Source organism: Paenibacillus marchantiophytorum, assembly GCF_014640555.1.
In the GTDB taxonomy this organism is placed as follows: domain Bacteria; phylum Bacillota; class Bacilli; order Paenibacillales; family NBRC-103111; genus Paenibacillus_E; species Paenibacillus_E marchantiophytorum.
On record NZ_BMHE01000086.1, the window covers coordinates 1 to 14146 of the forward strand.

General features: G+C 52.4%; 7 protein-coding genes. All 7 read right to left on the reverse strand.

From position 1 onward, the window contains the following. Positions 1-738: 738 nt before the first annotated feature. Positions 739-960, reverse strand: a complete 222-nt coding sequence (locus IEY34_RS35100) for an MbtH family protein (RefSeq protein ID WP_189020752.1) — start codon at positions 958-960, stop codon at positions 739-741. Positions 961-1111: 151 nt separating this feature from the next. Further along, positions 1112-8281: a non-ribosomal peptide synthetase gene (locus IEY34_RS35105; RefSeq protein ID WP_189020754.1), complete on the reverse strand. Its 7170-nt coding sequence runs from the start codon at positions 8279-8281 to the stop codon at positions 1112-1114. Between the two features lie 21 nt (positions 8282-8302). Next, entirely contained in the window at positions 8303-9241 is a 939-nt protein-coding gene (locus IEY34_RS35110; protein ID WP_189020762.1) for an isochorismatase family protein, read from the reverse strand. A gap of 29 nt (positions 9242-9270) precedes the next feature. Then, a complete protein-coding gene (locus tag IEY34_RS35115; RefSeq protein ID WP_189020756.1) occupies positions 9271-10893 on the reverse strand; it encodes a (2,3-dihydroxybenzoyl)adenylate synthase in 1623 nt (540 codons plus the stop codon). Between the two features lie 24 nt (positions 10894-10917). Further along, positions 10918-12147, reverse strand: coding sequence for an isochorismate synthase DhbC (gene dhbC, locus IEY34_RS35120; protein WP_189020758.1), 1230 nt, complete (start codon positions 12145-12147; stop codon positions 10918-10920). Positions 12148-12175: 28 nt separating this feature from the next. Further along, a complete protein-coding gene (locus IEY34_RS35125; protein ID WP_189020760.1) occupies positions 12176-12961 on the reverse strand; it encodes a 2,3-dihydro-2,3-dihydroxybenzoate dehydrogenase in 786 nt (261 codons plus the stop codon). Between the two features lie 8 nt (positions 12962-12969). Continuing rightward, positions 12970-13836 carry an alpha/beta hydrolase gene (locus tag IEY34_RS35130; RefSeq protein WP_308423108.1) on the reverse strand — a complete coding sequence of 289 codons (867 nt, stop codon included), beginning with the start codon at positions 13834-13836 and terminating at the stop codon, positions 12970-12972. Between the last annotated feature and the right edge of the window lie 310 nt (positions 13837-14146).

Here is a 14146-nt window from a genome sequence, read left to right on the forward strand (position 1 = left end):
GTTGGGGTTGGGGTTGGGGTTGGGGTTGGGGTTGGGGTTGGGGTTGGGGTTGGGGTTGGGGTTGGGGTTGGGGTTGGAGTTGGGGTTACCATCACCATTCCCATTGCCCTTACCACTGCGGCCGCGGTTGAAGCCTCTAAAACATAAGATGCTGCCTCTCAGCCATGTTGACTTTTGAGGCAGCATCTTCTCTAACGTTGTGTGCTCGGAGATGAATAGGCAAGCTGAAGTAGCTAGAAGTGCTTATTCGCGCAAATTCCATGAATTCTCGTGATATAAGACCAACAGATCGTGCTTATTGGCTTCATTCGCTTGCTCTCTGAACGCAAGAACGAACATTAAGCAAGCCCACCTTGCTTAAACCTTCAAATCGGGAGCCAATCGAACAAATAAGCAATTTGGGCTACCCTAGTTTCCCTATCGCGTCACAAGTGGCTATCTTAGCGCAGACTTTGGGAGTATGGGGAGGTCGTAATGTGCTAACGAACTCCACTACGCATATTTGCCCAAAAAAGGCTAAAATTAAAAAATAACGAATTCCAGCCACGTTATCCGAGGTAAACTATCATCATTCCGCCAAAATGTTACTTCATAACGCCGAATCAGTTCGCTAGATTTTCAAAGAAGCCGTTTTCTTGTGTATAAGCTTCATACAATTCGTTAGCAAGTGATGGCCCTCTCGAGTTGGGTTATTTATTTGCTTTTGAGAGGGCTGCCTCCACGAATTCTAAATTCAAACTAGCGCAGACTGCTAGCCGCGACAGTTTCATTGTGAAGCTGGGGACGCATATCCGTCCAGCTGCTTTCCACGAAGGCTAAGCACGTCTCGCGGCTTTCCTGGCCGAAAACGGTCGTCCAGCCCGCAGGCACAAGAGCGAAAGAGGGCCAAAGCGAATATTGGCCTTGTTCATTGATCAGGACCAGGTACGTATCATCTGCACCATCAAAAGGGTTGCTCATAGGTTCGTCTCCTCCTCATCTTTCATCGTTCATCTTCATAGCTGCGCGATGCATCGCCCCAGCACGGAGGCTGGCAAACTTCATCGTTCATCTTCATAGCCGCGCGATGCATCGCCGCCGCACGGCGGCTGCCAAATTTCATCTTTCATGCTTACTCGGCATGCATAGCTGCCAGCTTCTCCGCCAGGATTCGGCCAATCTCGGCCAACGGTCCCGGCTGGCATAAATCTTTATGGCGGCATGCGAGGTCGTACTGCTCAATGTCGCCAACAATATGTGATTTCCACGTGTCCGGAGAGATCGGTGTGAACCAATCGGGAATGACGGTTGAATGGAAGAATAACAAGTCACCGGTAAACGAGACAGGTCTGAAAGCTCCAAGAATCCGCACTGAATTCACGTAGGTTTCCTTCAAGCTCATGATGACAGACGGCTCCAGACTCGCCAGAGCGCTGCCATCGCTGCGGAGAATGTCAACAGCGGCAGCCATATCCAGCGGCTTGTCGCCAAGGCTGTCCGGGTCATAACCACCCAGCGCCAGAAGTGCAATGAGCGCTTCGTGCTCATCTACTTCATCGCGCAGCGGCAGGAAATGACTTGGGAATGCATCAAGCATCACAAGCAGCGCAATTTCTTCTCCTGCTTGCTGCAGCTGGGAAGCAATCGCATGTGCGACATTGCCTCCTAGCGACCAGCCGAGCAAGTAGTAAGGGCCATGAGGCTGCACGGAGCGAAGGTGGGCAATGTAATCAGCAGCCATATCCTCCAGCTGCACAGGCAGCGCTTCGGGTCTGGCAATGCCCCGTGCTTGCAGCCCATAAAGCGGATAATCCGGCCCCAGTGATTTCATTAAGCCTGCGTAGCACCAGCTAAGTCCGCCTGCCGGATGAATACAGAACAGCGGCGGTCGTTTGCCGCTCGTTCGCAGGGGCAGCAGCACTTCGAGTGCGCCCTGACTGCCTCCTGTTTCCAGTTTTTCCGCCAGTTCAGCGACTGTTGGCGCCTCGAACAAGGTGCCGATGCTTAGCGAAGCACCCAACGCCTCCCGAATGCGGCTCATCAGCTTCACCGCTAAGAGTGAATGCCCTCCAAGGTCAAAGAATCCATCATCAATCCCAACCTTAGGCAAACCCAACGTCTCCGCGTACAAATCGCAGAGAATTTCTTCCTGCGGCGTGCGAGGACCTCTGCCGCTTGCAGCTTGGGAGAAATCTGGTGCAGGCAGCGCCTTGCGATCCATTTTGCCGTTCACGGTGAGCGGCAGTTCCGGGATCTCAACCAATGCGGATGGCACCATGTAGCCGGGCAGCGCAGCAGCAATGTGTTGCCGCACAGCTGCCAAATCCATACCGATCTCCGATTTGAGAGCGGGAATCAAATAACCAACCAGACGCTTGTCTCCAGGCGTATCCTCACGCGCGATAACGATCGCTTGGGCGACACCGGGATACTGGGCAATAACGGCTTCGATCTCACCGAGCTCGATGCGGAAGCCGCGAATTTTGACCTGATGATCAATTCGTCCGATGTAATCCAGCGTCCCGTCATTGCGCCATTTGGCGAGGTCTCCTGTCCGATACATGCGAGATCCCGGCACTCCGTAAGGGTCTGCAATGAATCTCTCCGACGTTAACCCGGGACGCTTCCAATAACCCCGTGCCAAGCCTGCACCTGCGACATACATCTCCCCGGTAACCCCAGGCGGAACATGCTGAAAATAAGCGTCCAGAACATAGACCTGGAGATCCGGAATAGCGACGCCGATCAGGCTGCTTGCTTTGCTTATGGCCATTTCCTGGCTGAGCGCTTTATAACTAACATGAACGGTCGTTTCCGTGATGCCGTACATATTAATCAAACGGGGAGCATCCTCCTCATGCCGCTCATACCAGTCCTCCAACTGCCCGAGATCGAGCGCTTCACCGCCAAAAATCACATAACGCAGCGATAATTGCTGCCCGAGTTCGGGATATTCACGATCAGCCTGCATGAGTTGATAAAAGGCGGATGGTGTCTGATTCAACACGGTGACATTTTCCTCACAAAGCAGCTTCAGGAACTCTTCCGGCGAACGACTGACCGTATGCGGGACTACAACAAGACGGCCTCCATACAGGAGCGCCCCCCACATTTCCCATACGGAGAAATCGAAAGCATAGGAATGGAACAGCGTCCAAGCATCTTCTCGCCCAAAATCGAACCAATGCGCCGTCGATGAAAATAATCTCACGACATTAGCGTGGGGAATGACAACGCCTTTCGGCTTGCCCGTTGATCCAGATGTATAGATGATATAGGCCACATTATCAGGTGACAAAGGAGCCTTACGGTCATCATCAGCCGGATTCGCTGCCGAATACTGGCTTGCTTTCTCCAACGTTTGTGGATCATCCAGAATGATTGCGGGAATGCCGTGGGCAGATGCCGTCATTGAAGCGGTTTGCTTGCAGCCGATCAGACAAGCTGGCCCTGTATCTTCCAACATGAAAGCCAAACGATCCGCTGGATAATCAGGGTCTAACGGCAGGTAGCCTGCACCTGCTTTTAGTACAGCAAGGATACCGACCATCATCATCGTGGATCGCGGCAGCATGAGCCCGACCATCATCTCGGGCCCCACGCCTTGAGCAATCAAGAGGTGAGCCCATTGATTAGCTTGTGCATTAAGCTCGGCATAGCTGAGCGATTCTCCTTCATATACGACAGCTACCGCATCAGGATGTTCACGGACTCTAGCCTCGAAAAGTTCCACGATCGTCGCGTCGCTCGCTGCGGCTGGCTGCTCCCAATTCACGATGCGGCTTTGCCGCTCCTCCGGCATAAGGATATCCAATATCCCGATCGGCACATCCGGTTCTTCCAGTGCTCGCTCCAGCAAGAGGAATAGACGCGCAGCAAGCTTCTCGACCGTTTCCCGTTCGTACAGATCGCTGGTGTACTCAAACCATCCGTCGATACCTGCGGGAGATCCATCTTCACCGCGCCGTTCACGGAATTCAATCGTGAGATCGAATTTGGCTTTGCCAACTGTCTCCAGATGCAGTTCCGATGTTAGTTCCGGGAAATCCAGCGAAGCTTCCGGGGTATTTTGGAACGCCAGCATAATTTGGAACAACGGGTGTCTGGCCCTTGATCTTGGAGGATTGAGAACTTCAACCAACCGTTCAAATGGCACATCTTGATGCTCATAAGCAGCAAGATTGACGCTCCGCACCCGTCCAAGCAGTTCACGGAAGGTGGGATCTCCTGATGTATCCGTCCGCAGGATCAGCGTATTGATGAACAGACCGACCAGTTCGCCAAGCGCGTCATCACTGCGGCCCGCAATCGGGCTGCCGAGCGGAATATCCGTCCCCGCGCCAAGCCTCGTCAGCAGTGCGGCAAGCCCTGACTGAATGACCATGAATAAGCTTGTTCGGCTTTCACGGGCTAGTGCAACCAGACGGCCATGCAAATTAGCATTCAGATGAACAAATAGGGTATCTCCCATATGCGTAGCTTCCGCAGGCCTAGGATAATCCGTTGGCAGTTCCAACTGATCGGGAAGATTATGCAAAGCCGATCGCCAATAAGCAACTTGACGGGCAATTAGACTGTCTGCATGGGATTCGTCACCAAGCAGTTGCTCCTGCCAAAGAGCATAGTCAGCATACTGCAGCGGTAATGGCCCCAAGATGGGGGCCTCGCCTTTGGAACGGGCTCCATAAGCAGCGGCCAAATCACGTGTAAGCGGCGCAAGCGACCAGCCATCTCCTACGATGTGATGCAGCAGCAGCAGAAGGACATGGGTATCGCCTTGCGGTCCTACTTGATAAAGATGCGCGCGGAATGCTTGCTCTTGAGCCAAATCGAACCCATAACGAACAGCAAGCGCGAGCTCACAAGCCAGTTCTGATTCTATAATTTCAGCTGTATGGAGAACTGTAGGGCAAGCGGAAGCTTCTAATATCAATTGCTTGGATACACCTCCATTTTCTGGAAAAATGGTGCGCAGCGTTTCATGCCGTTCAACAAGATCAGCCAATGCAGCTTCGAGCGCTTCGCGGTTAAGATGACCTTTCAGATGAATAACAAGCGGTATATTGTAGGTCGGACTAGGCCCTTCCAGACAGTTCAGGAACCACAGGCGTCGCTGAGCAAAAGAAAGCGGAATGTCCTGCGGCCGCACTGCCGGCCGAATGGCAGGGCGCGCTGCGGCGGCATGATCAAGCCGTTTGGCCATACCCGCCACTGTCGGAGCTTCGAAGAGACTGGCGATGCCGAGCTCGACACCCATGACCTCGCGAATACGATTCATTAGACGACCGGCCAACAAGGAATGACCGCCCAGATCAAAGAATTCATCATCGATCCCGATTCTAGGCACACCAAGCACCTCAGCGAACAATTCGCTAAGTATTTCTTCTTGCGGCGTGCGGGCAGCCCGGCCAATCGCGGCTTGGCTGTAATGCGGCGCAGGCAGCGCTTTGCGATCCAGCTTTCCGTTAGGCGTCAAAGGAAGCTCATCCAGAAAAACAAAAGCAGAAGGAATCATATAATCGGGCAGTCGAACTGCTGCAAAATCGCGCAGTCCCCCCGTTTCAACGGCTTCACTTGCTACCGCGTAGGCGACAAGACGCTTGTCGCCAGGCTGGTCTTCACGCACAACCACAGCTGCTTTAAGCACGCCAGGATACTCAGCCAACACGGCTTCAATCTCGGCGACCTCGATACGGAAGCCGCGGATTTTGATCTGATGATCGGCCCGGCCGCTGTAGTCCAAAGTGCCATCTGGAAGCCAGCGAGCCAGATCCCCGGTGCGGTACATGCGTGAACCGGGAAGCCCGTGCGGATTCGCGACGAAACGCTCAGCCGTTAAGGCCGCACGCCCTAAATAACCGACGGCAAGACCATCTCCCGCGATATATAGATCACCGGTTACTCCTAAGGGAACTGGCTGCAGCGCGCTATCCAGAATATACAACTGCGTATTCCAGATGGGCCGTCCAATCGATGGCTTGCCATCCGGTTCCGACGTAAAGGTGAGAGCCGTCGACCAAATCGTCGTCTCTGTCGGACCATAGAGATTGGTCACCTGACAACCTAATTGAAGCAGATCGCGCAACAAGCCCGCAGACAGCGCTTCCCCGCCAACCAGAACACGCAGGCCGCGCAAGGAATGAGGTTCGTGTTCTACAAGCGCATGCCAAAGGGAAGGCGTGGCTTGCATCAGTGTGGCACCGGACGAAACGATCAATTTGGATAAGGCTGCGGAATCCTGAATCGTTATTTTATCTGCGACAATAACCTGCGCCCCATTCAGTAAAGGCAGAAAGATCTCAAGAATAGAAATATCAAAAGCTACGGTCGTCACAGCGAACAAACGATCAGCGGCGCCAAGTGAAAACTGCTCCTGCATGGAAAGCAAGAAGTTCGTTAAGCTGGCGAAGGAAATAACAACACCTTTGGGTCTCCCAGTTGAACCAGAGGTATACAGAATGTAGGCCGGATTCTGTCCCGCAGGAACGCCAATGCGCTCCTGATCGGATATATTGGCATCCGATAAGCGGCTAATCTGCTCGCTAGTCTCATGATCATCGAGCACGATTGACTTGGAAGCTGAATCTTCTGTCAATCGGGAGGCGACCTCTTGACTGGTCAGCGTAACTAACGCACGCGCATCCTCCAGCATATAGGCAACACGATCAGCCGGATAATCCGGGTCTAGCGGAAGATAGGCTGCACCTGTTTTGTGTACAGCCAACATGCTGACAATCATCTCGACAGAACGTGGGAGCGCCAGCGCAACAATGCTCTGCGGCCCTGCTCCATGAGCGATCAGCAGCCTGGCAAGCTGATTGGCTTTGGCATTTAGTTGCTCATAAGAAACGGAAACACCGTTATGAACGACAGCCTCGGCGGCAGGACTACGGGTTGCCTGAGCTTCAAACAATTCCGATGTCCTTGCAGAAGGCAGGGGCCGAAATGTATCGTTCCACTGCGTTAGCAGCCCTTCGCGCTCGCTGTCAGCCAGCAGTTCGACTAATCCAATAGATGAACTAGGATAAGCTTCTGTCAGCTTGCCCAGATAGTGCACAAACCGCTGATGATGAGCCTCAAGCTCCGCCGCTGTGTACAATTCCGGATTGCCATCCATGTCGATCTGGAGTCCGCTTCCATCAGCTTTTAGATAGACATTGATCGCTAGGTCGTCGACGGGACCTGCGGATAGATTCGTTTTGGTTCCTTCATGACCGTCAAAATTCAAATTATTGTCAAACGGCATAATGTTGATGAGGGGGCCGAATATACGGCGATTATCCCCTACCCGCTTCAAGTCACGGCGCAGCTCTTCGTGCCGGTAGCCTTGATGCTTGCGGATTTCACGGATTTCACGGGCAATCTGCTGCACCAATTCGGAGACGCTCATGCCAGGACGGATAAATAGGCGGAGCGGCAAAATATTCATCACCATTGCCGGTGTGTTCAGCGACACTGAGCCTAGCCTTCCCATCATAGGCAATCCCAAGATCACCTCTGACGCTCCGGTCAAACGATGAAGATAGGAGCCTGCTGCGGCAAGCACCAGATCTGACCAAGCTGCCTCATGCAGCTGAGCGCAGGCGCGCAGGCTTTGGGCTTGGCTCGGCGAAAGCAGCGTCGTTTGGCGCAGAAAGCTTTTGGCGCTGCGGGGCGACTTCTCAGCCAGACTGACAGCGTCTGGCTCATCGGCAAAACGCTCCAGCCAGAACTGCCGGTCCTGCTGCGCTTTGGCGGAGGTCCGGTAAGCTTGGTCCTCCTCCAGCACGCGCTGCCACGAGCCGAAGCTTCCTTCCTGCACAGGCAAGTGATTCATTAGAGCTGTATATACTTTGGCTACACGTTTGGACAGCAGCGAGAAGCCAAACCCGTCCATCACGATATGGTGAATGCGTTGATACCACAGAAAGCGGTCCTGCCCTACCCGGAATAACACCTCCGTGAAAAGGGGTCCTTGCGTCAGGTCGCATGGTTGACGGAGATCCGCGTCCATCCAAGCTTTGGCTGTTAGATCAGGCTCAGTCTCAGCGGTCAGATCCAGATAGGTAAATGGCCAGAGCGAATCAGGCTGCTCCGCCTGCCAAGGTCCATCTCCATCTTCAGCGAACTTAACATGCAGCGTTTGGGCTTCCAGAACGACTTGACGCACTGCCTTTTCGAACTGAATTGGATCTATCAAACCGTGAATTTCCACCCATTCCCCCGTATTGTACATGGGATTATCGGGATCAAGTTGTTGCGCATACCAGATGCCTGATTGCGCACCGGATAAGGGTCTTCTTATATGTTGAGCGACAAGCATACCCGCAGCCTCCTTCATCATCTAGGCGAAATAGTCAAGATTCGGCACCGGCAGCTTCAACCTCGAAGCCAGCAGTTGCCACCATTTGGCCAGTGTAGGCTGCTCAGCCAATTCAACGAAAGTAATCTCTGCCCCGGCACGTCTCCAGCTCTCTACCAAGCTCATAATCCGGATGGAATCCAAGCCTTTCTCGTTAATTAGATCGTCCTCATCCTTCAAACTTTCCGGTGCTTCGTAGAGTAGTTTAGCGACCTGCTCACGGACAGTTTCTATGCTCAGCTGCGGCTCTTCCGAATTGGCGGCGATATGTGATGGAGCTATTGCGGCTTCCAATTGATGAAGCACATCTTGCGTGGTAAGGGTGACGGCACAGCGCTGCGCTGCGTAGTTCAGAGCCATTTTATGATTATCCAGCGAAAAATCTGCGACGGCATCGGCGACAAAAAACGGCTGAATATCCTGCATAAAAGCTTCACAGGCTGTCATCAAGCAGCCGATATGCGCGTAAATGCCAGTCACAATTAATTGATCTCGCCCCTGCTCCTGCATAATTTCCGCTAAATTCGTCTTGCGAAAACCACTGTAGCGCCATTTGGTCAATACGATATCCCCTTCTAACGGGGCCAGTTCTGTCACAATGTGCTTCTCCTCTGGCTTGTCGTTCAGACCAGCGCCCCAGAAATCAAAGAGAAGTCCTCGTTGCTCAGGCGTTTGGTTATCCGGTTGAGCCGTATACACCACGGGAATTCCGAGCTCTCGGCATTTCACACGCAAGGCATCAATATGCGCAAGCAGCTCAATGACCGGCGACGCACCCGGTGTGAACGCATTTAGGAAATATTTTTGCATGTCATGAATAAGAAAAACGGCCCGTTTAGGATCTACGACCCAAGAAGCTCGGTTCTCAGGTAAATCAGCTGCGATAGGCATCGCGTATGGTTGAATAGTTGGAAGTGCCATCATAGACCTACTTTCTGCTCGAATTGAGATTAAACTGTGGTGGGCAATAAGCTTTCTCGCAAAGCTTTTTTACTGACTTTACCGACAGTGGTTTGTGGAAAAGCGGTTAAAAATAGTACCCGATCCGGTATTTTGAACGGTGCAAGACCGCGTGAACGCAGGTAGTTCTTGAGTTCGGCCACAGACAAGGCATCCCCACGGGGAATGACAAAGGCACAGGACCGCTCTCCGAGAAAGGGATCCGGCATCGACACAAGCGCTGCATCATAAACCCCCGGATGAGACAACAAATGATTCTCTACTTCTTCCGCTGCAATCTTGTCGCCACCGCGATTGATTTGGTCTTTGGCACGGCCCTCAACAACGAGATAACCGGCTTCGTTGACCATCACGAGATCGCCTGTTTTATAGAAACCATCCTCCGTGAAGGATTTGGCATTGTGCGCTTCCGCTTTGTAGTAGCCTCGGATCGTGTAGGGACCACGTGTCCAAAGTTCACCTACTTCTCCGGCTTTTACAACAAGTCCATCCTCGTCCACCACACGGACTTCATCCCATGCAGACATAGGTCTACCCTGGGTACTTACGATAACGTCATCCGAATCATCAAGTCTGGTGTAGTTCACAAGCCCTTCCGCCATGCCAAAAACTTGCTGCAGCGTGCAGCCCAGTTCTGGTTTTACTCGGCGTGCTGCTTCCTCACTGAACTTGGCGCCTCCCACTTGCAGCACCTTAAGGCTAGACAGATCGTAAGATCGGCTTGCAGCCGCCTCCATCCAGATAAGGGCCAGTGGAGGTACCAGCGCCGTTATCGTAACGCGTTCCTTCGCAATCAAAGGGAAAGCATCATCAGGGCTCGGTCTTGATGCCATGACAATTCTGCCTCCAGCCAGGAGCGTCCCTAGGACCCCAGGTGAACTCAATGGAAAATTATGAGCAACAGGAAGAGCTGCCAAATACACGCTGTCCTCGTTCATTCCGCAGACTTCATTGCTTCTGCGGAAGCTGTACATGTAGTCATCATGTGTACGTGGAATCAATTTGGGCAGTCCTGTGCTGCCTCCTGATAATTGTAGAAAAGCAACATCGCTTGCTTTCACCTCTGGCCAACCTGATGAAGATGGTACTTCTGAATTAAGCTGATACAGGCTGTCTAGTGAGCGAAAATGCCCAGGATCGCCTACGACCAGAACATGCTCAAGCGTTGCTACTTGGTCTTTGACTGCGTTCGCAAGCTCTCTATAATCAAAACCGTTGTCTTGATCCTGTATCACATAAGCAGCGGCTTCGCTAAATTCACTTAAATAACTGATTTCGCTGTGGCGATGGGCCGGCAGCGCGAATACGGGAATCGCCCCTATTTTGAACAGGGCAAAAACCACAATGAAAAATTCACCAATGTTGGGCAGTTGAACAATCACACGGTCGTACTGCTTCACACCCAGCGTCAATAATCCCGCAGCCAGCTCTTGTGCTCGCTGATTTAAAGTTTCATAGCTCAGTCTCTGCTCTCCGCTGACAACGGCAATCCTTTCGCTGTGCACACGTGCTTGTTCAGTCAGCATGTCGCCGAGCGTCAGCCCCTGCCACAAGCCTTCCTCCCGATATAGCTGAGCCCACTCATCCGGCCAGGTTGGACAATTCGTTAACACTTCGCATCGCTCCTATTCCTATCATCATGATTCATGGTTTATGCCCATGGCATGAAGCATGGTGCGGAATTTAGCGGTCGTTTCCTGCAATTCGGACTCCGCGCTTGATTCTGCAACCACGCCCGCTCCCGCATATAGTAGAAGAGATCGACTCTCCGCTACGGCACAACGAATCGTAATTATCCATTCACCGTCTCCACTGGCATCGCACCAACCTACCAAACCGGTATAGAATCCACGATCAAAAGGTTCGATTTCACGGATGGCTTCCCTGGCTAGCGCCGTTGGAGAGCCGCATACCGCAGGTGTCGGGTGCAAAGCAACAGCAAGGGCCAGCGAAGTGACAGATGGATCAGTTAATTCCCCCCTTAATTCGGTTGAGAGATGCCACATGGTCGCCGTCTGCACAAGCGAAGGCGCTTGCGGAACGTCCAATTTGTGGCAAAATGGTCGAAGCGCTTCTGCTACAGCTTCAATCACTAGCGCGTGCTCACGTAAATCCTTGGGTGAGACAAGCAGTTCCTTCGCTCGCCTGGCATCCTCGATCGGATCCTCACTGCGTGGAGCGGAGCCCGCGAGCGGGTTCACGACCACTTCGCGTCCTGATCGCGATACAAGCAGCTCTGGGCTGGCGCCGATCAGCGTTCTGCTCTCAATGCTCGGAGGCGCTTGGAGATACCCTTCCACGCGCTTCGGCAAGTCAACCGCGAATGTATAACCATGCGTATTATGGACAGCCAAATTACGCAGAAGCTGCCGTAAATCCACTTTGTTAGGCGATGTGAGCTTCAAAGAACGCGCCAGCACAATCTTGTCCAGTTCGCCTGATCTGAGGCGTTTCAATGCCTTTTCAACGCCGCTCACGTAACCTTCGGCCGAGGGGATTGCGACGGTCTCAAAGTTGGAACCGATCGGGCGTCGTACCCGTTCATGCGGTTCAAACTGCAGCGGCCCCATTTTACGCGTTGTCATCGGAACTACCAGCTGCGCAGGCTGCATCGGATCGAAGGGGACTGCACCTACAAGCATCGGGACACTTTGTCCAGGCTGCCTGATATGAGCGAGCAATCGCGCTGCCCGCTCCGGCAGTGACTGGAGTTCATTGCCATTGGGAGATTCAGGTAAATCAGCAATCGTCCCTTGAGCCAATAGGGTGGCACGTGGAGAAGCAAAGAAAAACGAGGAACCCGGCTGATAATCGGCTAGAAGATCGGCCGCTACAACCTCACGATCCAGTTGAATATTGGTTTTCATTCTATCTAACGCCTCCTTCATCAATGGTCTAAACGCCTAGTGTTGCTCCCCCGTCTACGCGCAAATCATGCATGGTGAGATGCCCCGCCTGCGCAGAGAGAAGAAAGAGCACACTGCTTGCAACATCTTCAGGTGCCGCTAATTTTCTGAGTGGAATTCCGGTTCGATAAGTTTCTAAAGAGCCTTCGATCGTCCGCTGGGCTCCGCTTTCATCTTCCCACATGGACCTGAGCATGGGCGTGTCCGTCGAGCCTGGGGAGACGATGTTGCAGCGAATCCCATATTCAGCAAGTTCCAGACCCAGACATTTCGTGAACATGGTCACCGCTGCCTTGGAAGTGGCATACGCCCCCATATGCATGCGCGGAATCGCTGCTGCATTGGAGCTAACCGTGACGACAGCCCCATTGCGGCGCGGCTTCATGTAGGAGAGAACCGCTCTGGAGATATGAAAAACGCCGTTAAGATTAACAGACATCACATCGGACCAATCGGCATCAGAGAGGCTGGTAAGAGCTCCCATTCTTAACACCCCTGCCGCATGGACTAGAAGTTCAATCGGCCCCAACTCACGCTCGATACGGTCAACCACAGCTTGAACAGATTCACTGTCCCGCACATCTGCGGGATACGCAAATGCCCCCAGTCCTTGTTCCTTTAGCTCAGACGCAAGTTGGTTCAGCGTATCCTGCTGCAAATCTACAGCAGCTACAACGGCTCCCTGCTTGCATAAAGCTCTTACAATGGCTTCGCCAATACCTTGAGCGGCTCCAGTAACCAAAGCTACTTTGCCTGTAAATTGTAGATCCTGCATACGTTTAATTAACCCCCTAGCACAAAACGGAGCATGCGGCTCACAAGCGCAGGAAGCACGGAAACATGTCCCTCGCCCTCAAACTCTTGGTACTCCACACGCAGCTCTTCGCTCGTTAAAAGTGAAAACCGTTCGAAAAACTCACGGGCATTTCCGTTCATGCCGCTTGGATGCGCATCTTCCAGCTCACCTAGCGTAATTAATAAATTGATTCTCTTTCTTGCTTGCTGCTGAAGCGCTGCGAATTGTGCCTCTTGCCGCCTCACTAGTTCCTTATTCCAATGGATGGACGGACTGCCTGCCACATAAAATTGAAAGCTGTCAGGCATCGTCAAAAGCGTTTGAAGGACAAAAAGCCCGCCCAAGGAGTGTCCAAAAATCCCCTGCCGATTCCAATCGACCGGATAATCGCGTTCGATTCGCGGTTTCAATTCTTGCTCGATGAAATCCCGGAAATCCTGAGCGCCACCCACTTTGGGCCATACATGATCTTTATTCCTTACAGGAAGAGCTTTAAGAACTTCATCCGAAGTCGGCATCGTGAAATCATAGTACCGGGAATCATCGAACGGTTCATCCGTCGGATATCCGATACCTACGATGATGGCTGGATAAACGCCGGTCTTTTCCGGTCTGCGAGCTTGAACTCGCACCGCTTCTACAATCGTGCCGAACAAAGCGTTGGCATCCAGCAGATAAAGAACAGGAAATCCTTGCGGCGGCGCTTCTTGCGCTGGTGTGTAGACGAAGATGCGATACGGCTGCTGTCTTGCCTTCGATGGAAGGAGAAACTGCTGTGTATTGGGCAGAGAGAAGGCCTCGAGGCTATTCTCGACCTGAGAAATATACGGGATGTCATTGTCTAAACGGGTCAAGTTGGTTTTCCTCTCCTTTCAAGTTCAAATCATTATTCATCACCTTCGAAGGTGTTTACTGATAATGATTCTCATTGTTGATTATAAGTGAAGGCTGTTATCCAGACCATGAACAATTTCCTTATACTGGTATGGATAATATACAGAATCATGCTGAAGTCGTTGGCTTGCAGAGGAATAGGCGTAAAAAAAACTACGACAGCACAATTAACTAGCAGGTATTTCCAATCTTTTGTCGAAGGTGTAGAGGTCAGAATTTATTCTAGGAGATGACCTTCATGCTTGAGAAAAATAGATTGGGTGCTGCACC